This window comes from Shimia aestuarii (assembly GCF_900114635.1).
In the GTDB taxonomy this organism is placed as follows: domain Bacteria; phylum Pseudomonadota; class Alphaproteobacteria; order Rhodobacterales; family Rhodobacteraceae; genus Shimia; species Shimia aestuarii.
This window is the reverse complement of record NZ_FOTQ01000002.1, coordinates 130,464-156,195: the sequence shown is the minus strand read 5'-3', so window position 1 is coordinate 156,195 and position 25,732 is coordinate 130,464. Positions and strand designations below refer to the sequence as shown.

Genomic DNA, 25,732 nt, shown 5'->3' with positions numbered 1-25,732 from the left:
AGGGTATGTTTGAAACGATTTCCGTAGAGGTCGATGCGCGCGGCGTTGCGACATTGATGTTGAACCGCCCTGAAAAGCATAACGCCATGTCCGGCGAAATGCTCACCGAGCTGAAGGCGGCAGCCGAGCAGTTGGCCAAGGATGACAGCGTGCGCGTGGTCGTGCTGACCGGGGCGGGCAAGTCGTTCTGCGCCGGGGGCGATCTGGGGTGGATGCAGAAACAGCGGGACCTGGCGCCCGAGGCGCGCGGCAAGGAAGCGCGCAAGTTGGCCGAGATGCTTCAGGCGCTCAATACGCTGCCCAAGCCGCTGATCGGGCGGGTGCAGGGCAACGCCTTTGGGGGCGGTGTCGGCATGGCCTGTGTCTGTGACGTGACCATTGGCGTGGACAGCCTGACGATGGGGTTGACCGAAACGCGTCTGGGGCTGATTCCCGCAACCATCGGCCCCTACGTGGTGGCGCGCATGGGCGAGGGCAAAGCGCGGCGGGTGTTCATGTCAGCGCGCCTGTTCAAGGCCGAGGAAGCGGCAGCGCTGGATATCCTGTCGAAAGTGGTGCCTGCCGACGCGCTTGATGCGGCGGTTGAGGCGGAGATTGCACCCTATCTTGCGGTGGCCCCCGGTGCCGTGGCGCGTGCCAAGGCGCTGACCCGCACGCTTGGCGCACCGATCAACGACGCGGTGATCGACCATACGATTGGTGAACTTGTCGCCTGCTGGGAAGGCGAGGAAGCCCGCGAGGGCATCCGGGCGTTTTTTGCCAAGGAAAAGCCGAGCTGGACCTGAGAACAACCGGTTAAGGCCATGTGCCGGGTACCGAAAAAGGGTTGGAGGCAGGGTCGCTGGGGCGCGCCCTGTCTTTGCCAATTGTTATCCTGATTGATTTGATGGGTTTTTTGCAGGATCAGGAATCATCCTGGGCATCATGACGAATTCGTGAAAGATCCCCTGTTCAAGGGGGCCGACCGATTGCCGCATGGGGGCGATCAGAGAGTGCATACCTTTGTGTACAAAGGAAAAACTTGTTGAAATCAGAAAATTGAATGTGTTTTCGGTCGGTTGACCCCGCCATGGGGCAGGGGTAAACCCCGCTTAGTCTGTACAGCCAGCTGACTGCACGTGATTTTCGTGCATGAAAGGAGCTACCCCGTGGAAGAGATGCTCAGGGAATACTTCCCAATTATCGTCTTCTTGGCCGTTGCCGTTGCACTCGGTCTTGTCTTCATCCTCGCAGCCGTCGTTCTTGCCGTTCGTAATCCCGACCCTGAGAAGGTGAGTGCTTACGAGTGCGGTTTCAATGCCTTCGACGACGCGCGCATGAAATTTGACGTGAGGTTCTACCTCGTGTCGATCCTGTTCATCATTTTCGACCTGGAAATCGCGATGCTGTTTCCCTGGGCCGTGGCGTTCAAGGACGTCTCCATGGTCGGCTTCTGGTCGATGATGGTTTTCCTCGCAGTGCTGACCATCGGCTTTGCGTATGAATGGAAGAAAGGGGCCCTCGAATGGGAGTGATGACCGGAGCCAATACGGCCGGCGCCGATCGTGAGGTTGCCACCCAGGCGCTGAACGCCGAGTTGCAGGACAAGGGTTTCCTGCTGACCACGGCAGAGGACCTGATCAACTGGGGCCGCACGGGCAGCTTGCACTGGATGACCTTTGGTCTGGCCTGCTGTGCGGTGGAGATGATCCACACCTCCATGCCGCGCTATGACCTCGAGCGTTTCGGCACTGCGCCGCGCGCCTCTCCGCGTCAGTCGGACGTGATGATCGTGGCCGGTACTCTGACCAACAAGATGGCCCCGGCGCTGCGCAAGGTTTACGACCAGATGCCCGAGCCGCGTTACGTGATCTCGATGGGCTCCTGCGCCAACGGTGGTGGTTACTATCACTACTCCTACAGCGTCGTGCGTGGCTGTGACCGGATCGTTCCGGTGGACATCTACGTGCCGGGCTGCCCGCCGACTGCCGAAGCTCTGATGTATGGCATCATGCAGCTGCAACGCAAAATCCGCCGCACGGGGACGATTGAGAGATGAGCGAAGCACTGAACGAACTGGGCGTCCATATCGAGCTGAAGCGCCCTGACTGCGTGCTGGGCTGGGATGTCAGCTTTGGCGAGTTGAACGTGGACGTGGCCCCGGCAAACATTGCCGGGTTCGTCGAGTTTCTGAAGGCCGATCCGAACTGCAAGTTTGCCACGCTGGTGGATATCACCGCGCTGGACTTTCCGGATCGTCCCAAGCGGTTCACCGTGGTGTATCACCTGCTGTCGATGACACAGAACGCGCGTATCCGCCTGCGGGTGGCCGTGCGCGAAGACGAGATGGTGCCGACGATCACCGAGATCCACCCCTGCGCCAACTGGCCGGAGCGTGAGACCTTTGACATGTTCGGGATCATCTTCAGCGATCACCCGGACCTGCGCCGTCTGCTGACCGATTACGGTTTCCGTGGACATCCGCTGCGCAAGGACTTCCCGACGACCGGCTATACCGAAGTGCGTTACGACGAGGTGCAGAAGCGCGTTGTCTATGAACCGGTACAGCTGCCGCAGGATTACCGCCAGTTTGACTTTATGTCCCCATGGGAAGGCGCGGAATACATCCTTCCGGGTGACGAGAAAGAGGGGGCGAAATGATGGACGGCTCCAAGTTTGACGATGGCAGCACCGACGCGCTGGCCGGCGAACAGAAAATCCGCAACTTCAACATCAACTTCGGGCCTCAGCACCCGGCGGCACACGGCGTGCTGCGTCTTGTGCTGGAGCTGGACGGCGAGATCGTAGAGCGCTGCGACCCACATGTCGGCCTGCTGCATCGCGGCACCGAAAAGTTGATGGAAAGCCGCACCTACCTGCAGAACCTGCCGTATCTGGATCGCCTCGACTATGTGGCGCCGATGAACCAGGAACATGCGTATTGCCTTGCGATTGAAAAGCTGACCGGTGTGGAAGTGCCGCGCCGTGGTCAGCTGATCCGTGTGCTTTACAGCGAGATCGGCCGCGTCCTGAACCACCTGATGAACGTCTGTTCGCAGGCGATGGACGTCGGCGCTCTGACCCCGAACCTCTGGGGCTTTGAAGAGCGCGAAAAGCTGATGATCTTCTACGAGCGGGCCTGTGGCGCGCGTCTGCACGCCAACTATTTCCGCCCCGGCGGTGTGCATCAGGATCTGCCTGATGCGCTGCTCGACGATATCGAGGAATGGGCGCTTGGGTTCCCGCAGGTTCTGGATGACATCGAGACCCTGCTGACCGAGAACCGCGTGTTCAAGCAGCGGAACGTGGATATCGCGATTGTCGATGCCGATACCGCTCTGGAACATGGCTATTCCGGGGTGATGCTGCGCTCGGCGGGCATGGCTTGGGACCTGCGTCGTGCGCAGCCCTATGAGTGCTATGACGAGTTCGAATTCAAGATCCCGGTTGGCAAGAATGGCGACTGCTACGACCGCTATCTGATGCGTCTGGCCGAGATGCGCGAGTCGACCTCGATCATCCGTCAGGCCATTGTGAAGCTGCGCGAAGCCACCGGCGACGTGATGGCACGGGGCAAGATCACTCCGCCCAAGCGTGGTGACATGAAAACCTCGATGGAAGCGCTGATCCACCACTTCAAACTCTACACCGAAGGGTTCCACGTGCCGGAAGGCGAGGTCTATGCCGCCGTGGAAGCGCCCAAGGGTGAGTTTGGCGTCTATATCATGGGCGATGGCACCAACCGTCCGTATCGCTGCAAGATGCGCGCGCCGGGCTATATGCACCTGCAATCGCTGGATCACATCACCTGCGGCCACCAGCTGGCCGACGTCGCCGCCATCATCGGCACGATCGACATCGTGTTTGGGGAGATTGACCGCTAATGCTGCGCCGTCTGTATCACGAACAACCCGAAAGCTTTGCCTTTTCGCCGGCCAACCAGGCCTGGGCCGAAGGGCAGATCACCAAGTATCCCGAAGGCCGTCAGGCCAGCGCTGTGATTCCGCTTCTGTGGCGGGCACAGGAGCAGGAAGGCTGGCTGTCCAAGCCGGCTCTGGAATATGTCGCGGACATGCTGGGCATGGCCTATATCCGCGTTTTGGAAGTGGCGTCGTTCTACTTCATGTTCCAGCTGCAACCCGTCGGGTCGGTGGCACATATCCAGATCTGCGGCACGCTCTCGTGCATGATCTGCGGTGCCGAAGACCTGATCGCGGTCTGCAAGGAAAAGATCGCCGAAAAGCCCCACACGCTGAGCGCCGATGGCAAGTTCAGCTGGGAAGAGGTCGAATGCCTTGGGGCCTGCACCAACGCGCCGATGGCGCAGATCGGCAAGGACTATTACGAGGACATGACCGCCGAGAGCTTTGCAAAGCTTCTGGACGACATGGCCGCAGGCAAGGTCCCGACGCCGGGTCCGCTGAATGGTCGTTATGCTTCTGAGCCGCTTTCGGGGCTGACCAGCCTCAAGGAATACGACAGCGGGCGCACGCAGTATAATGCGAGCGCGCAGCTGGCGACCGACATCGGCGACACGCTCAAGCGGATCGACGGGACCGAAGTGCCGCTGCGCACACCTTGGGTTGGTGAAGATGGCACGGTTGCCGGTCGCGCTGCGGCTGCGAACCCGCCTGCCGAAGCGCCTGCGCCGAAACCGGCCGTGAAACAGGCAGAGGACGCCAAGAAGGCCGCGGTTCAGGAAAAGAAAGAGGCCGAGGTCAAGCCCGAGCCGATCGAAGCCGATGACGTGGATGCGGATAAAGGCGGCGAAGCCGTGATCAAGCCGTCCAAGGAATTGGCCGGTCAGAAAGAACTGGCCGAGAAGAAGGGCGAGTGGAAGTACGAAGGGAAGGCGGAAGCCGCACCTGCCGCTGCTGCGCCCGCCGCCTCGACGGGCCCGGATGATCTCAAACAGCTCAAGGGCGTTGGCCCGGCGCTGGAGAAGAAACTGCATGAAGCTGGTGTGACCACATTTGCCCAGATCGCAGCCTGGAACGCGGATGATATTGCCGAAATGGACGACAAGCTGTCGTTCAAGGGCCGTATCGAGCGCGACGGCTGGGTCGAGCAGGCCAAAACGCTGGCCGAAGGTGGGGAAACCGAGTTTTCGAAACGCGTCACCAAGGGTGGCGTCTACGAGGACTAAGGCATGACCACGGAGCACAGCGATCAGCAACTGGCACGCAAGGGACGCATGGTTTCCCTCGTCATCGCCGGGACCATGCTGATCTGGCTGGGCGCTCAGTGGGTCGGAAAAATGGCTGGGTTGCCGGGGCGTTACGCGCTTTTGTTCGACTTTGCCGCAATCGCCGCGCTGATTTGGGCGCTGGTGAACATCTATCAGATCTGGCGCGCGCGTCAGGCAAGCAAAGGGTAACGGGATGCTCAAAGATCAGGACCGTATCTTTACCAACCTCTACGGCATGCATGACCGTACGCTCAAAGGTGCGCAGGCGCGCGGCCATTGGGACGGCACGGCCGAGATCATCCAGCGCGGGCGGGATACCATCATCGACCAGATGAAGGCCTCGGGTCTGCGTGGTCGTGGCGGCGCGGGCTTCCCGACGGGTCTCAAATGGTCGTTCATGCCCAAGGAAAGCGACGGTCGACCGGCCTACCTTGTGATCAACGCCGACGAATCCGAGCCCGGCACCTGTAAAGACCGCGAAATCATGCGTCACGATCCGCATACGCTGATCGAAGGGGCGCTGATCGCGTCTTTCGCCATGAACGCGCATACGTCCTATATCTACATCCGCGGCGAATACATCCGCGAGCGCGAAGCGCTGCAGAATGCGATTGACGAAGCCTATGACGCGGGATTGCTGGGCAAGAACGCGGCGGGTTCGGGCTGGGATTTCGACCTGTTCCTGCATCACGGGGCAGGGGCCTATATTTGTGGGGAAGAAACCGCGCTTCTGGAAAGCCTTGAAGGCAAAAAGGGCATGCCGCGCATGAAGCCGCCGTTCCCGGCGGGGGCGGGGCTTTATGGTTGCCCGACCACGGTGAACAACGTGGAATCGATCGCTGTTGTGCCGACCATCCTGCGCCGTGGGCCGGAATGGTTCGCGGGCTTTGGCCGCCCCAACAATGCGGGCACCAAGATTTTTGGCATCTCGGGCCACGTCAACAACCCCTGCGTTGTCGAAGAAGAGATGTCGATCAGCTTTGAAGAACTGATCGAGAAGCATTGCGGCGGAATCCGCGGCGGCTGGGATAACCTTCTGGCCGTGATCCCCGGTGGTTCGTCTGTTCCTTGTGTGCGCGGTGAGAACATGCGCGACGCCGTCATGGATTTCGACGCGCTGCGCGAGGTGGGATCGTCGCTTGGGACGGCGGCCGTGATCGTGATGGACAAGAGCGTGGACCCGATCAAGGCGATCTGGCGTCTCAGCAAGTTCTACAAGCACGAAAGCTGTGGCCAGTGTACGCCGTGCCGTGAAGGCACCGGCTGGATGATGCGCGTGATGGATCGTCTTGTGAAGGGCGAGGCGGAGCTGGAAGAGATCGACATGCTGTTTGATGTAACCAAGCAGGTCGAGGGCCACACGATCTGTGCGCTTGGCGACGCAGCGGCCTGGCCGATCCAGGGTCTGATCCGCAACTTCCGTGAAGAGATCGAAGACCGCATCAAGGCCCAGAAGACGGGCCGCATGGGCGCGATGGCGGCGGAGTAAGAACATGTCGGTCGTCTCTTCTTCCTTTGCCAAATCGACCGCGCGCGGCGGTGTCGTGCTGTTGCTCGGCGCGGCGCTGGCGCTGTCGGCTTGTGGCAAGCGGAAAGAGGACAAGATCTCGTTCAACGGCAAGTATTTTGCGTCCAAGGCCGAAAAGGTTTCCAAGGAAGAGCGTGACCACTTCATTGTCGAAGTGCGCCGTGCGTTTCAGGATATCGCCGCAGCCAAGGAAGCGGGCCGTTACGAGGCAATCCGGTACTGCATCAAGGAATACGGGACGTCGAAGATGGACTGGGTGATTGGCCCGGATTCTGAGAATATCGTGCCCGCCGACGACATGATCACGCTTGAGGGGTATTGCCGGCCATGACCCCTTTGCGCGCATATCGTGGGTGTTATTGCCTATCAGGGGCTCGAATCCCCATTTGGACCAGCGCAGACATTTTGTCTGCCTGTCTGAAAGGAGAGACGTCATGACCCGGTTTGCAACCGCCATCGTGATCGCAACTGCCATTGCCACCAGCGCAGGCTTTGCCTCTGCCAAACCGCCGCTGCGCGAAGTGCGCGAGATCGACGACCAGATCTATTACGGACTGGTTGCTTATGTTCTGGCTGAAGAATGCGACGGCCTGTCTGCCCGCAAGCTGAAGGGGATCAATGATCTCTGGACTCTGGGACGGCGTGCGCGTGAGCTTGGCTACAGTGACCAAGAAATCAAAGCCTACATCCGCTCGAAAGACGAGAAGGCGCGCATGCGTGCGCGTGGGGATGCCTGGTTGAAGTCAAAGGGCGTCTCTTTGGACGACCAAGAAGCAGTCTGTGCGCTGGGGCGCGCGGAAATCGAACGAAACAGCGCGATCGGCGTGTATTTGAGGGCGAACTGAGTCATGTCTGACCTACGCAAGATCATCATCGACGAGACCGAAGTGGAAGTGGACGGCGCAATGACGCTGATCCAGGCCTGTGAAGAGGCTGGCGTGGAAATTCCGCGTTTCTGCTACCACGAACGTCTCTCGATTGCGGGCAACTGCCGCATGTGTCTGGTCGAGGTTGTGGGCGGTCCGCCCAAACCCGCCGCGTCCTGCGCCATGCAGGTGCGTGACCTGCGCCCCGGCCCCGAAGGCCAGCCGCCGGTGGTCAAGACCAACTCGCCCATGGTGAAGAAGGCCCGCGAAGGTGTGATGGAGTTCATGCTCATCAACCACCCGCTGGATTGCCCGATCTGCGATCAGGGCGGTGAGTGTGACCTTCAGGATCAGGCCATGGCCTATGGCATGTCTGACACGCGGTTCAAGGAAGCCAAGCGCGCTGTCGATGACCTGAACCTCGGTCCGCTTGTGTCGACCACGATGACCCGCTGTATCAGCTGTACCCGTTGTGTGCGTTTCACCACCGAAGTTGCCGGGATTACCCAGATGGGCCAGACCGGCCGGGGCGAAGATGCGGAAATCACCAGCTATCTGAACCAGACGCTGGACAGCAACCTGCAGGGCAACATCATCGACCTGTGCCCGGTGGGCGCGCTGACGTCAAAACCCTATGCCTTTACTGCCCGCCCGTGGGAGTTGACCAAGACCGAAACCATCGACGTGATGGACGCGCTTGGCAGCAACATCCGCGTGGACACGAAGGGCCGTGAAGTGATGCGCATTCTGCCGCGCAACCATGATGGCGTGAACGAAGAGTGGATTTCGGACAAGACGCGCTTTGTCTGGGACGGCCTGCGTCGCCAGCGTCTGGACAAGCCTTACGTGCGTGTCGACGGAAAGCTGAAGCCCGCAACCTGGGGCGAGGCTCTGGCCGCCGCTGCAGGCGCGATGAAGGGCAAGAAGGTTGCCGCGCTGGTAGGGGATCTTGCCCCGGTTGAGGCCGTGTTCGCTTTGAAGCAGATTGTTGACGGTCTCGAAGGCAACATCGAATGCCGCACCAATGGCGCGGTTCTGCCGGCAGGCAATCGGTCAGCTTATGTTGGCAACGCTTCCATCGAAGATATTGATACTGCGAAAAAAATCTACCTTGTCGGGTCCAACCCGCGGGTCGAAGCGCCGGTTCTGAACGCGCGGATTCGCAAGGCTTGGACCAAGGGCGCCAAGGTGACTGTTTTTGGCACCAAGGGCATGGACCTGACCTATGATTATTCCTATGCCGGGCCGGGTCGGATGCCGCTGAACAAGCTGGTAGCCGAAGTTGCCGCGCAGGACGATGCGATTGTCATCGTCGGGCAGGGCGCGATCTGTGAAGGCGACGGCATCGCGGTTCTGGGGCAGGCGATGGCGCTGACCGAGAAGCTGGGCGGCAAGATGCTGGTGTTGCACACCGCAGCGAGCCGTGTTGGTGCGATGGACGTTGGCGCTGTTGCTGAAGGTGGTTTGGACGTGGCGCTGGAAGGTGCGGAAGTCGTCTATAACCTCGGCGCGGACGAGATCGAGATCGGCGAAGGTGCCTTCGTTATCTATCAGGGCAGCCATGGTGATCGCGGCGCACACCGTGCGGACGTGATCCTGCCTGCCGCCGCATATACCGAAGAAAACGGTCTGTTCGTGAACACCGAAGGCCGCCCGCAACTGGCGATGCGCGCCGGGTTTGCGCCGGGCGAGGCCAAGGAAAACTGGGCCATCCTGCGTGCGCTGAGCGCGGAACTTGATGCGACGCTGTCCTATGACACGCTCGCCCAGTTGCGGCAGGCGCTTGTTGCAGAGGTTCCGCATCTCGCGCAGATCGACCATGTGCCCGACAATGGCTGGGAGCCGCTGGAGGTCAAGGAACTTGGCAAAGGTGCGTTCAAGGTCGCAATCAGCGATTTCTACCTGACCAACCCGATTGCCCGCGCATCGGAGCTGATGGCGGAATTGTCGGCGAACGCCAAGGCGCGCGCCGAGCAGAAGATCGCGGCGGAGTAAGACACCAGATGAACCCCCGCGTCCTCATCCCGATGATCTGCCTGGCGGCCACCGCCGGGTTGTCGGCCTGCGCCAAGCCGCAGGACGGGCGCGTGTCGCGTGACGAGGTGGTGTTTGAACCGGTTTACCAGGGGGTGGACACCCGCCTCCTGGAGGGCGATCTGGTGAATTTCCACGTGTCGATGACCGGCGCGCGGGATGATCAGGACGTTCACGAATATGCGGAATGCGCTGCTGCCCAGTATGCGCTGATCCGCGGCTTTGGTTTTGCGCGGCATGTGCGCACAACTGTTGATTTTCAGGGTGGTGTCTGGCGGGGGGATGCGGTTTACACCATCTCGCCAGCCCTGCCGCGTGGACTCAGGACGATTGACGCAGAAGTCATTGTTTCGAGCTGCGAAGATAACGGAATACCCACGGTGTGAGGACCCATGACTGAATTCTTTACCACCACCTATCTCGGGATTTTCCTGCTCACACTGGGGCAGGTGCTTTTGGTCGTCGTGCCGTTGCTGGTGGCGCTGGCCTTCCTGCTTTATGCCGACCGCAAGATCTGGGCCGCTGTTCAGCTGCGCCGGGGTCCCAACGTTGTGGGCACCTTCGGCCTGTTGCAGTCCTTTGCGGACTTCATCAAGTACATCGTGAAGGAAATCGTCTATCCGGCGGGGGCGGACAAGGTTGTCTTCCTGCTGGCGCCGATGATCAGCCTTGTCATGGCGGTGATCGCCTGGGCTGTGATCCCTTTCAATGACGGCTGGGTCGTTTCGGATATCAACGTTGCCATTCTCTATGTCTTCGCGGTGTCCTCGCTCGAAGTTTACGGCGTGATCATGGGCGGCTGGGCGTCGAACTCGAAATACCCGTTCCTCGGGTCGCTGCGCTCTGCCGCACAGATGATTTCTTACGAGGTGTCGATCGGTCTGATCATCATCGGTATCATCATCTCGACCGGCTCGATGAACTTTGGTGACATTGTGCGGGCACAGGATGGGGCCTATGGCATCTTCTCCTGGTACTGGTTGCCGCATTTCCCGATGCTGTTCCTGTTCCTGATCTCGGCCATGGCGGAAACCAACCGCCCGCCGTTCGACCTTCCCGAAGCGGAATCCGAACTCGTCGCGGGCTATCAGGTGGAATACAGCTCGACTCCGTTCCTGCTGTTCATGATCGGCGAATACGTGGCCATCGTTCTGATGTGTGCACTGGTGTCGGTTCTGTTCCTTGGTGGTTGGCTGTCGCCGATCCCGGGCCTGCCGGACGGGATCGTCTGGATGCTCGCCAAGATCTGCCTCGTGTTCTTCGTGTTCTCGATGGTCAAGGCAATCGCACCGCGCTACCGCTATGACCAGCTGATGCGCATTGGCTGGAAAGTCTTCCTGCCCATGTCGCTGATCTGGGTTGTGCTGGTTGCGTTCTTCGCAAAATTCGAACTCTTCGGCGGCGCCTATGCCCGCTGGGCAATCGGAGGCTAATATGACGGCAATCGACTATAAACGTGCCGCTGGCTTTTTCCTGCTGAAGGACTTCATCCTGGGGTTCAAGCTGGGCATGAAGTACTTCTTCAAGCCCAAGGCCACGATTAACTATCCGCACGAAAAAGGCCCGCTGAGCCCGCGTTTCCGCGGTGAACATGCGCTGCGCCGCTATCCCAACGGAGAAGAGCGCTGCATCGCGTGTAAACTCTGCGAAGCGATCTGTCCGGCGCAGGCGATCACCATTGACGCGGAACCACGCGAAGATGGCAGCCGCCGCACCACGCGTTATGACATCGACATGACCAAGTGCATCTATTGCGGCTTCTGTCAGGAAGCCTGCCCGGTGGACGCGATTGTCGAAGGTCCGAATTTCGAATTCGCCACCGAAACCCGCGAAGAGCTTTTCTATGACAAGGCAAAGCTTCTGGAAAACGGGGAACGCTGGGAAGCCGAGATCGCCCGCAACCTTGAACTGGACGCGCCGTACCGATGACCGACGCAAAGAACCCATTCGAAGCGATGTTCGCGCAATACCAGGAAATGGCCAAGGCCATGAATCCTGCGCTTGAGTCGTTCACCCCGAAAGGGTTCGAGGCGCTGTGGCCGACCATGCCCAAGGACGTCATGGAGATGTTCTTTGGCAACACGATCAACAAAGACGGGCTTGATGCCAAGACCCGTCTTCTGCTGACGCTGGGGGCGCTCACCGTTCTGGGTGCCCAGGCCGACGCACAAATCCGCCTCACGGTCCGGCATTTGCTGGAAGCGGGGGCAACGAAACAGGAAATCGTCGAGACCATCGGCCAGATGTCGATGTTCGCCGGCATTCCCGCCAGCACCCGCGCCATGGAACTGGCGCAGGATGTTCTGGCGGATAAAGAGGGAAGTGACACATGACCGTCGCGGCAATTGCATTTTACCTGTTTGCGATCTGCGTGATTGCTGGCGGGCTTTTCACCGTCATCAGCCGGAACCCGGTGCATTCGGTGCTCTGGCTCATTCTGGCATTCCTGAGTTCGGCGGGGCTGTTCGTGCTGCTGGGCGCGGAATTCGTCGCCATGCTCCTGATCATTGTTTACGTGGGGGCGGTCGCTGTGCTGTTTCTGTTCGTGGTTATGATGCTGGATGTCGATTTTGCCGAACTCAAGGGCAGCATGGCGCAATACATGCCGCTGGCCTTGCTGATCGGTGTGGTGCTGCTGATGCAGCTGGGCATGGTGTTCGGTGTCTGGGAAGCATCGGAGCAGGCCGAGGCGCTGCGTGCCGCCGTCACCCCGACCGACGTGCAGAACACTGCCGCGCTTGGTGTGATCATCTACGACCAGTATTTCCTTCTGTTCCAACTGGCCGGTCTGATCCTGCTGGTCGCCATGATCGGCGCCATCGTTCTGACGCTGCGCCACCGCAAGGACATCAAGCGCCAGAACGTGCTGGAGCAGATGTGGCGCGACCCGGCCAAGTCGATGGAACTGAAAGACATCAAACCGGGGCAGGGGCTCTGAGCCACTGTCCAACCCGGAGTTGATCCGGGGCCTGCGGAACGCCGCGGGACCAAGTAAACAAAAAGTCCCGGATCAAATCCGGGGCATGAAAATGAAAGACGAACGGGGCAACCCTGAGGGACGACATGATTGGACTTGAACATTACCTGGGCGTGGCGGCGACGCTGTTCGTCATCGGCATATTCGGCCTCTTCCTGAACCGGAAGAACGTGATCATCCTGTTGATGTCGATCGAGCTGATCCTGCTCTCGGTCAATATCAACCTGGTGGCTTTCTCCAGCTTCCTTGGCGACCTTGTCGGACAGGTATTCACCCTGTTCGTGCTGACCGTTGCGGCGGCAGAGGCGGCCATCGGCCTGGCGATCCTGGTCTCGTTCTTCCGTAACCGCGGCACGATCGCGGTCGAAGACGTCAACGTGATGAAAGGCTAAGCGACCATGGAAAAGATCATCCTATTCGCGCCGCTTCTCGGCAGCCTGATCGGCGGCTTCGGCTGGCGCATCATCGGCGAGCGGGGCGCACAGTGGGTCACGACCGGCCTTCTGTTCCTGTCCTGCTTCCTGAGCTGGGTTGTGTTCCTTGGGCTGGGCAGCGAAACCCAGCACATCCACATCCTTGATTTCATCCAATCAGGCACGCTGGACACGGCATGGTCGATCCGGCTGGACCGTCTGACCGCGATCATGCTGATCGTTGTCACAACGGTGTCGGCGCTGGTGCACCTCTATTCGTTCGGCTACATGGCCCATGACGAGCATTGGGGCGAGGGCGAGAACTACAAGGCGCGCTTCTTTGCCTACTTGTCGTTCTTTACCTTTGCCATGTTGATGCTGGTCACGTCTGACAACCTTGTGCAGATGTTCTTTGGCTGGGAAGGCGTGGGCGTTGCGTCGTACCTGCTGATCGGGTTCTACTACAAGAAACCTTCGGCCAACGCCGCCGCGATCAAGGCCTTCGTGGTCAACCGTGTGGGTGACTTTGGCTTTGCCCTCGGCATCTTCGGCCTGTTCTTCCTGACCGACAGCATCAATTTCGACGACATCTTTGCAGCGGCCCCGGCTCTGGCCGACACGCAGCTGCATTTCCTGTGGACCGAATGGAACGCGGCGAACCTTCTGGCCTTCCTGCTGTTCATCGGTGCGATGGGTAAGTCGGCGCAGCTCTTCCTGCACACCTGGTTGCCGGATGCGATGGAAGGCCCGACCCCGGTATCGGCGCTGATCCACGCCGCGACCATGGTGACAGCGGGTGTGTTCCTTGTCTGCCGCATGTCGCCGCTGATGGAATACGCGCCCGAAGCTACGGCATTCATCACCTTCCTTGGAGCCTCGACCGCCTTTGTCGCGGCCACCATCGGCCTGGTGCAGAACGACATCAAACGCGTGATCGCCTATTCGACAATGTCCCAGCTGGGCTACATGTTCGTGGCGGCCGGTGTGGGCGTCTATTCGGCGGCCATGTTCCACCTCTTCACGCACGCCTTCTTCAAAGCGATGCTCTTCCTTGGCGCCGGTTCGGTGATCCACGCGATGCATCACGAGCAGGACATGCGCAACTATGGCGGCCTGCGTAAGAAGATTCCCTATACCTATTGGGCGATGATGATCGGTACGCTGGCCATCACCGGTGTCGGCATCCCGCTGACCACGATTGGGTTCGCCGGGTTCCTGTCGAAAGACGCGATCATCGAGAGCGCCTATGCAGGCACCGCGGGCGGCTATGCCTTCTGGATGCTGGTCGTGGCAGCGCTGTTCACCAGCTTCTACAGCTGGCGCCTGATGTTCCTCACCTTCTTCGGCGAGGCGCGTGGCAACAAGCATACGCATGACCATGCACATGAAAGCCCCAAAGTCATGTTGATCCCGCTGGGGGTCCTGGCGATGGGATCGATCTTTGCAGGGATGATCTGGTACGGGTCGTTCTTCGGCAAGCACGAGCAGGTCAATGCCTTCTTTGGCATCCCGGATCATCACGTATCCGCTGATGCGGCGCATGGCGATGAACAAGGCGACGATCATGCGAAGGCAGACGATCATGGGGATGATCACGCAGCGTCGGACGATCACGCCAAGGCGGATGATCACGCGAAGGCGGATGACCACGCGGTTGCCAGCCATGGCGAGGCGCCGAAGGGGGCGATCTTCATGGCGCCGGACAACCACGTCATGGACGAGGCACACCACGCCCCGAAATGGGTCAAGGTCAGCCCCTTCGTGGCCATGGTTATCGGCCTGATCGTGGCGATGTGGTTCTACATCTGGAACCCGACCATGCCGGCGAAGACCGCGGCCAGCCAGCGTCCGCTCTACCTGTTCCTGCTGAACAAGTGGTACTTTGACGAAATCTACGACTTCCTGTTCGTGCGCCCCGCCTTTGCCATCGGTCGTTTCCTGTGGAAGCGCGGCGATGGCAAAGTCATTGACGGGTCGATCAACGGTGTGGCGATGGGCTTTATTCCCTGGGTCACGCGTCTCGCGGGTCGTGCGCAGTCCGGTTACATCTTCACATACGCCTTTGCCATGGTGATCGGCATCGTTGCCCTCATCACCTGGATGACGCTCAGCGGAGGAGCGCACTAATGAACGATAGCCTGCTCTCTCTCGTTACCTTTATCCCTGCGCTGGCAGCGGCGATCCTCGCCATCTTCCTGCGCGGGGAAGAGGCCGCGGCGCAGCGCAACGCCAAATGGGTGGCGCTGGTTGCGACGGTGATCACCTTCCTGGTGTCGCTGTTCGTCCTGGCCGGGTTCGATCCCTCTGACACCGGTATGCAGTTCGTCGAAGAACGCGACTGGCTGATGGGGCTGAAATACAAGCTGGGCGTGGACGGTATCTCGATCCTCTTCGTCATGCTGACGACGTTCATGATGCCACTGGTGATCTGGTCGTCGTGGGATGTGAACACTCGCGTCAAGGAATACATGATCGCCTTCCTGCTTCTGGAAACGCTGATGCTTGGCGTGTTCATGGCGCTGGATCTCGTGCTGTTCTACCTGTTCTTCGAAGCGGGTCTGATCCCGATGTTCCTGATCATCGGTATCTGGGGTGGCAAGGAGCGCATCTACGCCTCGTTCAAGTTCTTCCTCTATACCTTCCTCGGCTCGGTGCTGATGCTGGTTGCGATGGTAGGCATGTATGTCGACGCGGGGACCACGGACATTCCGACCCTGATGAACCACACGTTCGCTTCCGAGACGCTGAATGTTCTGGGCTTCCAGGTGATCGGTGGTCTTCAGACGCTGATGTTCCTCGCCTTCTTTGCCAGCTTCGCGGTGAAGATGCCGATGTGGCCGGTGCACACCTGGTTGCCGGATGCCCACGTGCAGGCGCCGACCGCAGGTTCGGTTGTTCTGGCGGCGATCCTCTTGAAGATGGGGGGCTACGGCTTCCTCCGCTTCAGCCTGCCGATGTTCCCGATCGGCGCGGAAATCCTGACGCCGCTGGTTCTCTGGATGTCGGCCATCGCAATTGTCTACACCTCGCTGGTGGCCCTTGTTCAGGAAGACATGAAGAAGCTGATCGCCTATTCGTCGGTGGCGCATATGGGCTATGTGACCATGGGTATCTTTGCTGCGAACCAGCAGGGTATCGACGGCGCGATTTTCCAGATGCTGAGCCACGGCTTCATTTCGGGCGCGCTCTTCCTCTGCGTTGGCGTGATCTATGACCGGATGCACACCCGCGAGATTGACGCCTATGGTGGCCTCGTGAACCGGATGCCGGCCTATGCGCTGATCTTCATGTTCTTCACCATGGCCAATGTCGGCCTGCCGGGTACCTCGGGCTTTATCGGTGAATTCCTCGTGCTCATGGGCATCTTCCAGGTCAACACCTGGGTGGCGCTGGTGGCGGCATCGGGTGTGATTTTCTCGGCGGCTTATGCGCTGTGGCTGTATCGCCGTGTCGTGTTCGGCGACCTGATCAAGGAAAGCCTGAAGACGATCAAGGACATGACCGCCCGCGAGAAGTGGATCTTTGCGCCGCTGGTGGCGATGACCCTGATCCTCGGCGTCTATCCGGCGCTGGTGACAGACATCATCGGTCCCTCGGTCGAGAACCTGATTTCCAACTATGAAACCGCTCTGGCCCATGCCCACACGGGCAACCAGATGGCATCGCACTAAGGAGAGCTTGAGACATGATCCAGGCTGATCTGAATATCATCCTTCCGGAGATCCTGCTGGCGGTTTATGCCATGTTGGCTCTGGTCTTTGCGGTCTACACCGGCAAGGACAAGCTTGCGCCGATGCTGACCTGGCTGACAGCGGTTGTCTTTGTGCTGGTGGGCGCATGGATCGGCATGACCGGGTCCGGCGAGAACGTCGCCTTCAACGGCATGTTCCACGATGACGGCTTCTCGCGGTTTGCCAAAGTCGCGATCCTGTTCTCGGCCGCCGCGGTGCTGGTGATGGGGCAGGACTACATGTCGCGTCGCGGCATGCTGCGGTTCGAATACCCGATGCTGATCACGCTGGCCGCAGTCGGCATGATGGTGATGGTTTCGGCAGGAGACCTGATGGCGCTTTACATGGGGCTGGAACTGCAGTCGCTGGCGCTTTACGTGGTGGCTTCGCTGCGCCGTGACAGTGTGAAATCGACCGAAGCGGGTATGAAATACTTCGTGCTGGGCGCGCTGAGCTCGGGCCTTCTGCTTTATGGTTCTTCGCTGGTTTACGGTTTTGCCGGAACCACCAACTTTGCCGGTGTCATCGAGGCCGCGGGACATGATCATACGCCGCTGGGGCTGCTCTTTGGTCTGACTTTCGTCACCGCTGGTCTGGCATTCAAAGTGTCGGCAGTGCCGTTCCACATGTGGACGCCTGACGTGTACGAAGGGTCGCCCACTCCTGTGACAGCTTTTTTTGCCACCGCGCCGAAAATCGCCGCGATGGGTCTTTTGGCCCGCGTGCTGCACGACGCCTTTGGCGGTGTGGTCGGAGACTGGCAGCAGATCATCGCGCTTCTGTCGGTGTTGTCCATGTTCCTTGGCGCCGTGGCTGCGATCGGGCAGCGCAATATCAAGCGCCTGATGGCCTATTCGTCGATCGCGCATATGGGTTATGCGCTGATGGGTCTTGCCGCCGGCACCGCCTTTGGCGTGCAGGCGATGCTGGTCTACATGGCGATCTACGTGACCATGAATATCGGGACGTTTGCCTTTATCCTGTCCATGGAAAAGGACGGGCAACCGGTGACAGACATCACCGCGCTGAACATGTATGCCAAGCGCGAACCGGCCAAGGCTCTGGCCATGCTGGTTCTGCTGTTCTCGCTGGCCGGTGTGCCGCCGCTGGTGGGTTTCTTTGGTAAGTTCTATGTGTTGAAAGCCGCTTACGAAGCCGGGTTGGCATGGCTTGCGGTGCTTGGTGTGGTCGCATCGGTTATCGGCGCGTTCTATTATCTGCGGATCGTGTACTTCATGTATTTCGGCGAAGAAGGCGAAGCGCTCGACAAGGGGCGCAGCTCGGTACAGTACGTGTTCCTGATGGTCTCTGCCGCCGTGATGCTGCTGGGGGTCGTGAACCTTTTCGGGATCGAAGGTGTTGCACAGGCCGCCTCGGTTGCGCTGGTCAACTGACCTTGCGATTGACCGCTCTCTGATCAAATTGAGACGCGCCCCCAGTGGGGCGCGTCGCTTTGTTTTTTAGCGCCTCCGGCGCGGGAGTATTTGGGGCAAAATGGAGACTGGGAACTGGCCCGAAGGATATGGGCGGCGTGTTCTGGCCGAAGTGGACAGCACCAATGCCGAAGCCGCGCGGATTGCGCCGGAGCTGAGAGGGCCGGAGTGGATATTGGGATTGCGCCAGACCCAAGGGCGGGGGCGTCGGGGGCGCCCCTGGGCCGATCCCGTGGGCAATTTCGCGGCGACGCTGGTTCTGCAGCCGGGTGAGGCGCCGGAGCGGGTGGCGCTGCGTTCGTTTATTGCCTCGCTTGCGCTTTACGACGCCTTTGCTGCGGCAGCCGAGACCGAGACGCCCTTTGCGCTCAAGTGGCCCAATGATGTTTTGCTGAATGGGGGCAAGGTTGCCGGGATTCTTCTGGAAACGGCTGGCATGGCCGGGGGCGCGGTCAACCACGTTGCAATCGGAATTGGTGTGAACCTGAAACACGCCCCCGCGATTGGCGAGGTCGAGGCCGGGGCCACGCGACCCGTGTCGCTTCTATCTGAGACCGGCACCGAGATCACACCGGAGGCGTTTCTGGACCTGGTCGCGGCGGCCTTTGCCCGCTATGAGACGCAGTTCCGCACCTTCGGGTTTGAACCGATCCGCACGGCATGGCTGGCGCGTGCAGCGCGTCTGGGCGAAGTGATCACCGCGCGAACGTCGCGTGAGGAAACGACGGGCGTTTTTGAAACGGTGGACTCGTCAGGCAATCTGGTGTTGAACACCGCACAAGGGCGTGTCGCCATCCCGGCGGCGGAAATCTATTTTTAGGCAGCAGGGGAACGCGCGCGATGCTTCTGGCGATTGACTGCGGAAACACGAACACGGTTTTTTCGATCTGGGACGGGGAGAAGTTTCTCTGCACGCTGAGGACGTCGACACATCATGCACGTACGGCGGATGCCTATTTCACGTGGTTCTCGACATTGATCAAGCATTACGGAATCGAAACGGACATCACGGATGTCATCATCTCGTCCACTGTGCCGCGCGTGGTGTTCAACCTTCGCGTCTTTGCGGACCGTTTTTTCAACTGTAGACCGCTTGTTGTTGGACGCCCGGAATGTGCATTGCCGACTGAGCCGCGGGTTGATGAGGGAACCATTGTCGGCCCGGACCGGCTCGTCAACACGGCGGGGGCGTTCGAACGCCATGGTGGTGATCTGATCGTGGTGGATTTCGGAACGGCGACCACGTTTGACGTGGTCTCGGCGGATGGGGCTTATATCGGGGGTGTGATTGCGCCCGGGGTGAACCTGAGCCTTGAGGCGCTGCACAATGCCGCCGCCGCGCTGCCGCATGTCGATATCGCCAAACCGCAGTCGGTGATCGGGACCAACACGGTGGCCTGCATCCAGTCGGGGATCTTCTGGGGTTATGTCGGACTGGTGCGGGAAATCTGTGACCGGATCAAAGCAGAACGGGAGCGGCCCATGAAGATCATCGCCACGGGCGGGTTGGCACCGTTGTTCCAGCAATCGGTCGAGCTTTTCGACAGTTTCGAAGACGACCTGACCATGCACGGCCTCACGGTCATTCACAACTATAACAAGGAAATTGCCGCGTGAGCAGTGAACGACTGATCTATCTTCCCCTTGGCGGGGCGGGTGAAATTGGCATGAATGCCTATGTTTATGGCTATGGACCTGTGGACGCCGAACGCCTGATCCTCGTGGATCTTGGGGTCACGTTTTCGGATATGGATGGCAGCCCCGGGGTTGATCTGATTTTTCCGGATGTCAGCTGGCTGCACGAAAACAAGGATCGGCTTGATGCGGTGTTCATTACCCACGGGCATGAAGACCACATCGGTGCGATAGGGCATTACTGGGAAAAGCTGGGCGTGCCAGTCTATGCACGCGCCTTCACGGCCAACCTTGCGCGTCACAAGATGGCCGATCGCGGGCAGCCGGAAGAGGCGGTCCGCACGGTGTCGGCATGGCCCGAGATGACAGAGGCTGGCCCGTTTCGGGTTGGTTTCCTGCCGATCAGCCATTCGATCCCCGAGAGTGCGGGTCTTGTCATTGACAGCCCGGCGGGACGGGTGATCCATTCGGGGGACTTCAAGCTCGACGAGACGCCGGTGGTGGGTGAACCCTTTGATCCCGACCTGTGGGCCGATGTGTCCAAGGGGGGCGTCAAGGCGCTGATCTGTGACTCGACCAACGTGTTTTCCGACCACCCGGGGCGGTCGGAGGCCAGCGTCGGCCCGGAGATCGAGGCGCTGGTTTCGGCGGCGCCGAACATGGTGGTGGCAACGACCTTTGCGTCAAACGTGGCGCGGGTGAAGACTTTGGCTGAAGCTGGTGAGCGCGCCGGGCGGTCGATCTGTCTGATGGGGCGGGCAATGCGGCGGATGATCGAAGCGGCGATCACCACGGGCGTTTTGCAGAATTTTCCGAAGGTGATCAGCCCGGAGGACGCGGCATCAGTGCCGCGCGAAAACCTGATGCTGCTGGTGACGGGATCGCAGGGCGAACGCCGGGCGGCCAGCGCGCAGCTGGCGCGGGGCAAATACAATGGCATCACCTTGAAGGAGGGCGATCTGTTCCTGTTCAGCTCGAAAACCATTCCGGGCAATGAACGCGGTGTCATTCGTATCATCAACCAATTCTCGGAAATGGGAGTGGACGTGGTGGATGATAGCACCGGGAAGTATCATGTGTCCGGACACGCCAATCGCCCTGATCTCAAGCGGCTGCATGACATCGTAAACCCCCACATGGTTATTCCCAATCACGGCGAACATCGTCATTTGCGCGAGCATGCCAAACTGGCCGCGGATGCGGGGCGGGCGTCAATCGTCGCGGTCAATGGTACCATGCTGGATTTGAGCGGATCGGCTCCGTCGATTGCGGGCTTTGTCGAAACCGGGCGGACCTATCTGGATGGTGCGGTGCAGATCGGGGCGCTGGACGGGATCGTGCGGGACCGGATTCGCATGGCGCTGAACGGGCATGTGGTTGTAACGGTTATCCTGGATGAGGATGACGAACCGCTGGGTGAAGCGTGGTGCGAATTGAAGGGCCTGCCCGAGATGGGACGCTCGGATGCGCCGCTTTTGGATGTGCTTGAGGAGGATCTGACCCAGTTCCTCGGACGCGCCAAGGCCAAGACGCTGAGCGATGATGACAAGCTTGAAGGGGAGCTGCGTCGGATCGCGCGCAATACGTGTCGGGATGAGATCGGCAAGAAACCGGAGGTAACGGTGATTGTCAGCCGCCTGAGCTAAGTCGGTTCGCGACCTTGTCGATGTCGGTTCCTTGTTAGAACCGGGGTCGGCAAGGGGGGCTAATTGGGGCATGGATCGGAGAATGCCCCTTTGCCGCATGTCGCCAATGACCTGATCGATCTCGACCGTTACCCCATCCACGAGGACGGGCCCGCGCGCGCTGCGCTCTTGGAGCGTGTGCGTCAGGAACTTGCAAAAGACGGCTGTGCTGTGATCAAGGGCTTTTTGCGACCTGAGGCGATTGGGCCCTTGGTGAGGGAAGCGGACTCTGTCGCGCATCGTGGGCACCGCAGTTTCAGCCGAACCAATCCGTATTTCACCGCGGATGATCCGACATTGCCCACTGATGACCCGCGCAGGCAGTTCTTTGACCGCTCAAACAGCTTTATCGCCGCAGATTGTTTTGAGAAGGATGGCCCGCTGCGCCGTATTCACGACAGTGATGGCTTTGATGCGTTCATTCAGGCGTGTCTGCAGGAAACGGCTTTCTTTCGCTATGCCAACCCTTTGGCGGATGTCATCGTGAATATGGCCGAAGAGGGCAACGGGTTTCCCTGGCATTTTGATACGAACAATTTCACTGTGACGCTTGCCCTCCAGAACTCTGAAAGCGGTGGGGCCTTCGAATATGCACCGGGTATCCGGGAAGATCATGAAAACTTTGAAGAAGTTAGAAAGGTGCTTGATGGCACGTCTGACCAAGTGACGATTCTGGAACTGGAGCCGGGGGACTTGCAACTGTTTCGGGGACGTTACTCATTGCATCGGGTGGCCCCGCTCAAAGGGAAACGGCGCCGCTACGTGGCGATTTTCTCGTATGTCGAAAAGCCCGATATGGTCGGCGCCCCGGAGCGCACGCGGCAGCTTTATGGTCGGGTCTTGCCCGTGCATCTGGAGCGCGCGGGGCTGCGCGGTGATACGCTTTTGGACTAGGGAGACGTTCGGGCGAAGCTGCCCGAACGCATTCTATTCAGCCCGCATAACGCTCTTCAAAGCTGAGTGCGATGAACGAGGGCATGTGATCTCCCATGCCGACAACGTTGTCGTCGCGATCCCGTCCCGAGCGCCCGCGCGAGCGGCCCCGGCTGCTGGACTTGTCCGAGCGCTCGCGATTTGGCTTTTCGCTTTCCGCTTTGGGAGCAGGCTGTGCCTTTTGGGGCTGATCTGCCTCTGCCTGTTCCTTTTCGGGGGCAGGCTTGTCGCTCTTGCGGCGCGATTTGCGTTCCTCGGGTTTGGCAGGGTTCTCAACGCGCGGAATTTCTTTCTGGATCAGCGCTTCCACGGCGTCGAAAGCCTTTTCATCGCGCGGCGTGCAGATGGTGAATGCCTTGCCTTCGCGCCCGGCACGCCCAGTGCGGCCAATGCGGTGCACGTAATCCTCGGCGTGGCCGGGAACGTCGAAATTGAACACATGGCTGACGCTGGGAACGTCAAGGCCGCGTGCGGCAACGTCCGAGGCAACGAGGATACGCAATTCGCCGTTGCGGAAGGAATCCAATGTACGGGTCCGCTGCGACTGGTCCAGATCACCATGGATCGGAGCAGCGTCATAGCCGTATTTCTTGAGCGATTTCGCGGTGATATCCACATCCGTCTTGCGGTTGCAGAAGATGATCGCGTTGGTGCAGGCATCGCCTTCCATGTCGATCAGACCCCGCAGGACCCGGCGTTTTTCGCTGCCTTCACGGTCGCGGCGGGAGGCTTTGAACATCACCACGCCCTGTTCGATGGTCTCTGAGGCAGTAGCCTGGCGGGCGACTTCGATCCGCGCAGGTGCGGAGAGGAAAGTGTTGGTGATCCGCTCGATTTCCGGCGCCATCGTGGCCGAGAAGAACAAGGTCTGGCGGGTGAATGGCGTCAGCGAGAAGATACGTTCGATATCGGGGATGAAGCCCATGTCGAGCATCCGGTCGGCTTCGTCCACGACCATGACCTGCACGCCGGTCAACAACAGCTTGCCGCGTTCGAAATGGTCCAGAAGACGCCCCGGCGTAGCGATCAGAACATCGACACCCTTGTCGATCAATGCGTCCTGTTCCTTGAAACTGACCCCGCCGATGAGCAGCGCCTTGGTCAGTTTCAGGTGCTTGGAATAGGTGTCGAAGTTTTCGGCCACCTGTGCGGCGAGTTCGCGTGTGGGGCAGAGAACGAGGCTGCGCGGCATGCGCGCGCGGGCACGTCCACGGGCCAGAAGCGACAGCATCGGTAGCGTGAAGCTTGCCGTCTTGCCGGTGCCGGTCTGGGCGATGCCCAGAACATCCTTGCCTTCGAGCGCGGGCGGAATGGCGCCTGCCTGAATGGGGGTGGGGGTTTCATAGCCCGCTTCGCTGATCGCTTTCAGCACCTTCGGGTTAAGGTTCAAGTCGGAAAATTTTGTCATGTGTATCCGTGATTTACGGACACGTCTCGGCCCGTAGCGGCTAGGATTGGATCAGGCCCGTATGGCCTCGCCTGGCAGAGCGTCAATGATCCACGCGCGTCTTCTATCCGACTGTTGGCAGTTGGTCAACAAAGCCGACATGGCTTGGGTAGGCTGTTGCCGATTGGGCAACAATTCACTCAAATTCTGGGAAATGTTTCTTTCTCTTGGTCGCAGCGTCAAGGTGATAGACCCGCAAAAGGCCATTTTCTCGCAGTTTTTGCAGGAGTTCCGGGCGGGCGAGGCAGACCTCGTCGAAAAATGCCCTGAGCGCGTCCTTGCCGCCGTCCTGTAGAAGAAAGGAAAACAATTCGTTGAGGGACAGTCCGCCGAGCTCGGGCTTGCGGGTGGGTTTGAGTTCGCTGCGGTAGGACCCTTTGGTCATGCGGTAATCCATGATCTTCTGCCAGGTGTCCCAACTCGGAATGTGCCGGTGGCACAGGTCGATCCCGCCAAGCACTGTACGCGGACCGATTTCCTGCTTGTCCTGCATGCCGCGGTGAATGCGGAAATCGAGATTTTCCAGCCCGGTGCGGATGAATATCTTCCCGACGACATGGCTGACGAAGCCGCTCCGGATATAGCCGCCAAAATTGGGGTAGAGCTCTTTTTCAAGGGTGATGCGGCTTTCATCTCCGGGCATCCACGCCTTGCAATAGGTGGCGTTCGGGTCCAGCCCGGCAACCCCGTCCGTGGCAAGCGTCTCGGCGGGGCGGACGCGGGCGCAGACCATGTCTCTTGGCAGGGCGCCCAGAAGGGCGCCTACCGAGCGATCGGCCGGGCAAAGGAACTCGTCCACGTCGATATGTGCCAGCCAGTCCAGCCCGTGCGCCCGCCTGTAGGCGTGGCTGGCATTGGCGGTCTGGCGTGGTTGATGGCGGGCGGGCTTCTTGATGGTCTGCGCTTTCCAGTAGTCGCCGTCTGTGCGTGTCACTGTTACCCTTGGGTGAGTCTGCAAGGCCGCCTCGGCCCTGGGATTCTGGTTGTCGAGGTAGATGAACATGTGGTCCGCGCCCAGATCGAGGTGGTAAGCGACAAAGTCCAGAATCTCGGAGGGTGGGGCCTTGATGGTCGAAACGATTCCCCAGCGGCTCATTTGCGGGCCATCTGCCGTTCGCGGCGTTCGCGCATGATCCGCAGACGTCGAAACACGCCGCCCTGTTCGCGGTTCAGCTCTTCCAGCAGGTGACAGGCGAGCGGCCCGATCACGGGATCCCCCTGTGCCTGCTCCCAGGTCGGCGCAATAAGATTGATGTCCAAGCCCCCGGATTTCAGAGAAAAGCTTTCCATGTCGAGGGGCAAGCGAGCCTTGACGCGGCGCCCAAACCCAAACGCGTCGTCGGGGGCTTTGCCGCTGAACGTGCGTTCGAACTCATAGAGTTTCATCATGCCAAACAACATGCGCAGCGCGTGGCCGACTTCGCGTTGTGTGGGTGTGTCGCCGTGGTCGGCAAAGGTCTGTACCGAGGATACCAGCCAGCGCAGGTTCAGCGCGCCGATCAGATGGTCCGCTTCTTCTTTCCAGATGCGGCGGAACAGGGCCGGAGCGTGCTCCGGGAAATCGCGCTTGCGCAGGTTCGAGATCAGGAGGCCGTTAAGATAGGCCAGTTCGGAATTGCCGATGAATTCGCGCGCAATGTCCCGACGCTTCCACGCCCAGGACGTGCGCGCGTCGTCAGAATGTTTTTCGGATTTCGATTGCGGAACAATGGCCGATGTCAGGGCGGTCAGATCGCAATCCAGTGGGGGCAGGGATTCGGGGCCGAAGTTGAACGGATCGCGCCGCCCTTCGTAACGGTCCAGAAGGGCCGGCAGGCCGCCGGGATAGGTCAGGTCGTCATCCGTCATAGCGGTATGATTGCATGGGGAAAAACCCCATGCAA

At 59.9% G+C, this 25,732-nt stretch carries 27 protein-coding genes; 24 read left to right on the top strand and 3 right to left on the bottom strand.

Going from position 1 to position 25,732, the window contains the following annotated elements; translation table 11 throughout:
- Nucleotides 1–5 precede the first annotated feature (5 nt).
- The 24 genes from BMZ35_RS08480 to BMZ35_RS08365 all read left to right on the top strand — a co-directional run bounded on the left by BMZ35_RS08480 (nt 6) and on the right by BMZ35_RS08365 (nt 22,363).
- Entirely contained in the window at nt 6–785 is a 780-nt protein-coding gene (locus BMZ35_RS08480) for a crotonase/enoyl-CoA hydratase family protein (protein ID WP_093092954.1), read from the top strand.
- Between the two features lie 363 nt (nt 786–1,148).
- On the top strand, nt 1,149–1,514 hold the full coding sequence (locus BMZ35_RS08475; protein ID WP_093092952.1) for an NADH-quinone oxidoreductase subunit A: 366 nt from the start codon (nt 1,149–1,151) through the stop codon (nt 1,512–1,514).
- A complete protein-coding gene (locus BMZ35_RS08470) occupies nt 1,505–2,038 on the top strand; it encodes a NuoB/complex I 20 kDa subunit family protein (protein ID WP_278247135.1) in 534 nt (177 codons plus the stop codon). Before BMZ35_RS08475 ends, BMZ35_RS08470 begins: the two co-directional genes overlap by 10 nt.
- On the top strand, nt 2,035–2,640 hold the full coding sequence (locus BMZ35_RS08465) for an NADH-quinone oxidoreductase subunit C (RefSeq protein WP_093092950.1): 606 nt from the start codon (nt 2,035–2,037) through the stop codon (nt 2,638–2,640). The genes BMZ35_RS08470 and BMZ35_RS08465 overlap by 4 nt, the downstream gene beginning before the upstream one ends.
- Nucleotides 2,640–3,863, top strand: a complete 1,224-nt coding sequence (locus BMZ35_RS08460) for an NADH-quinone oxidoreductase subunit D (RefSeq protein WP_093093327.1) — start codon at nt 2,640–2,642, stop codon at nt 3,861–3,863. Before BMZ35_RS08465 ends, BMZ35_RS08460 begins: the two co-directional genes overlap by 1 nt.
- Nucleotides 3,863–5,125 carry an NADH-quinone oxidoreductase subunit E gene (locus BMZ35_RS08455; RefSeq protein ID WP_093092948.1) on the top strand — a complete coding sequence of 421 codons (1,263 nt, stop codon included), beginning with the start codon at nt 3,863–3,865 and terminating at the stop codon, nt 5,123–5,125. Before BMZ35_RS08460 ends, BMZ35_RS08455 begins: the two co-directional genes overlap by 1 nt.
- A gap of 3 nt (nt 5,126–5,128) precedes the next feature.
- On the top strand, nt 5,129–5,356 hold the full coding sequence (locus BMZ35_RS08450) for a DUF5337 domain-containing protein (protein WP_093092946.1): 228 nt from the start codon (nt 5,129–5,131) through the stop codon (nt 5,354–5,356).
- A gap of 4 nt (nt 5,357–5,360) precedes the next feature.
- Nucleotides 5,361–6,656 carry an NADH-quinone oxidoreductase subunit NuoF gene (gene nuoF, locus BMZ35_RS08445; RefSeq protein ID WP_093092944.1) on the top strand — a complete coding sequence of 432 codons (1,296 nt, stop codon included), beginning with the start codon at nt 5,361–5,363 and terminating at the stop codon, nt 6,654–6,656.
- Nucleotides 6,657–6,660: 4 nt separating this feature from the next.
- Nucleotides 6,661–7,026, top strand: coding sequence for a hypothetical protein (locus BMZ35_RS08440; protein WP_093092942.1), 366 nt, complete (start codon nt 6,661–6,663; stop codon nt 7,024–7,026).
- A 103-nt stretch (nt 7,027–7,129) separates the two neighbouring features.
- Nucleotides 7,130–7,540: a DUF5333 domain-containing protein gene (locus BMZ35_RS08435; RefSeq protein ID WP_093092940.1), complete on the top strand. Its 411-nt coding sequence runs from the start codon at nt 7,130–7,132 to the stop codon at nt 7,538–7,540.
- A 3-nt stretch (nt 7,541–7,543) separates the two neighbouring features.
- Nucleotides 7,544–9,556, top strand: a complete 2,013-nt coding sequence (gene nuoG / locus BMZ35_RS08430) for an NADH-quinone oxidoreductase subunit NuoG (RefSeq protein ID WP_093092938.1) — start codon at nt 7,544–7,546, stop codon at nt 9,554–9,556.
- An 8-nt stretch (nt 9,557–9,564) separates the two neighbouring features.
- Nucleotides 9,565–9,981, top strand: coding sequence for a hypothetical protein (locus BMZ35_RS08425; protein WP_093092936.1), 417 nt, complete (start codon nt 9,565–9,567; stop codon nt 9,979–9,981).
- Nucleotides 9,982–9,987: 6 nt separating this feature from the next.
- Complete coding sequence (gene nuoH, locus BMZ35_RS08420) at nt 9,988–11,028, top strand: NADH-quinone oxidoreductase subunit NuoH (RefSeq protein ID WP_093092934.1); 1,041 nt, start codon at nt 9,988–9,990, stop codon at nt 11,026–11,028.
- A gap of 1 nt (nt 11,029) precedes the next feature.
- Nucleotides 11,030–11,524 (top strand): NADH-quinone oxidoreductase subunit NuoI, encoded by a 495-nt coding sequence (nuoI, locus tag BMZ35_RS08415; RefSeq protein WP_093092932.1) that lies wholly within the window; start codon nt 11,030–11,032, stop codon nt 11,522–11,524.
- Nucleotides 11,521–11,928, top strand: a complete 408-nt coding sequence (locus tag BMZ35_RS08410) for a carboxymuconolactone decarboxylase family protein (RefSeq protein WP_093092930.1) — start codon at nt 11,521–11,523, stop codon at nt 11,926–11,928. Before nuoI ends, BMZ35_RS08410 begins: the two co-directional genes overlap by 4 nt.
- Nucleotides 11,925–12,533 (top strand): NADH-quinone oxidoreductase subunit J, encoded by a 609-nt coding sequence (locus BMZ35_RS08405; protein WP_093092928.1) that lies wholly within the window; start codon nt 11,925–11,927, stop codon nt 12,531–12,533. The genes BMZ35_RS08410 and BMZ35_RS08405 overlap by 4 nt, the downstream gene beginning before the upstream one ends.
- 125 nt (nt 12,534–12,658) lie before the next feature.
- Nucleotides 12,659–12,964 (top strand): NADH-quinone oxidoreductase subunit NuoK, encoded by a 306-nt coding sequence (gene nuoK, locus BMZ35_RS08400; RefSeq protein ID WP_093092926.1) that lies wholly within the window; start codon nt 12,659–12,661, stop codon nt 12,962–12,964.
- A gap of 6 nt (nt 12,965–12,970) precedes the next feature.
- The gene (gene nuoL / locus BMZ35_RS08395) at nt 12,971–15,112 is read left to right on the top strand and encodes an NADH-quinone oxidoreductase subunit L (RefSeq protein ID WP_093092924.1); all 2,142 of its coding nucleotides are present in this window, start codon (nt 12,971–12,973) and stop codon (nt 15,110–15,112) included.
- Nucleotides 15,112–16,656, top strand: a complete 1,545-nt coding sequence (locus BMZ35_RS08390) for an NADH-quinone oxidoreductase subunit M (protein WP_093092922.1) — start codon at nt 15,112–15,114, stop codon at nt 16,654–16,656. The genes nuoL and BMZ35_RS08390 overlap by 1 nt, the downstream gene beginning before the upstream one ends.
- A 14-nt stretch (nt 16,657–16,670) precedes the next feature.
- Complete coding sequence (gene nuoN, locus BMZ35_RS08385; RefSeq protein WP_093092920.1) at nt 16,671–18,110, top strand: NADH-quinone oxidoreductase subunit NuoN; 1,440 nt, start codon at nt 16,671–16,673, stop codon at nt 18,108–18,110.
- Nucleotides 18,111–18,210: 100 nt separating this feature from the next.
- Nucleotides 18,211–18,969, top strand: a complete 759-nt coding sequence (locus BMZ35_RS08380; RefSeq protein WP_093092918.1) for a biotin--[acetyl-CoA-carboxylase] ligase — start codon at nt 18,211–18,213, stop codon at nt 18,967–18,969.
- A 20-nt stretch (nt 18,970–18,989) separates the two neighbouring features.
- On the top strand, nt 18,990–19,766 hold the full coding sequence (locus BMZ35_RS08375; protein ID WP_093092916.1) for a type III pantothenate kinase: 777 nt from the start codon (nt 18,990–18,992) through the stop codon (nt 19,764–19,766).
- A complete protein-coding gene (locus tag BMZ35_RS08370) occupies nt 19,763–21,430 on the top strand; it encodes a ribonuclease J (protein ID WP_093092914.1) in 1,668 nt (555 codons plus the stop codon). The genes BMZ35_RS08375 and BMZ35_RS08370 overlap by 4 nt, the downstream gene beginning before the upstream one ends.
- Before the next feature lie 63 nt (nt 21,431–21,493).
- Nucleotides 21,494–22,363 carry a HalD/BesD family halogenase gene (locus BMZ35_RS08365; protein ID WP_242654742.1) on the top strand — a complete coding sequence of 290 codons (870 nt, stop codon included), beginning with the start codon at nt 21,494–21,496 and terminating at the stop codon, nt 22,361–22,363.
- A gap of 37 nt (nt 22,364–22,400) precedes the next feature.
- On the opposite strand, the gene BMZ35_RS08360 is transcribed toward BMZ35_RS08365, so the two are convergent.
- The 3 genes from BMZ35_RS08360 to BMZ35_RS08350 form a co-directional block, all read right to left on the bottom strand.
- Nucleotides 22,401–23,810 carry a DEAD/DEAH box helicase gene (locus BMZ35_RS08360; protein WP_093092910.1) on the bottom strand — a complete coding sequence of 470 codons (1,410 nt, stop codon included), beginning with the start codon at nt 23,808–23,810 and terminating at the stop codon, nt 22,401–22,403.
- Between the two features lie 175 nt (nt 23,811–23,985).
- Entirely contained in the window at nt 23,986–24,945 is a 960-nt protein-coding gene (locus tag BMZ35_RS08355) for a glycosyltransferase family 2 protein (RefSeq protein WP_093092908.1), read from the bottom strand.
- Nucleotides 24,942–25,697: a hypothetical protein gene (locus BMZ35_RS08350; RefSeq protein WP_093092906.1), complete on the bottom strand. Its 756-nt coding sequence runs from the start codon at nt 25,695–25,697 to the stop codon at nt 24,942–24,944. Before BMZ35_RS08350 ends, BMZ35_RS08355 begins: the two co-directional genes overlap by 4 nt.
- Nucleotides 25,698–25,732: the final 35 nt, after the last annotated feature.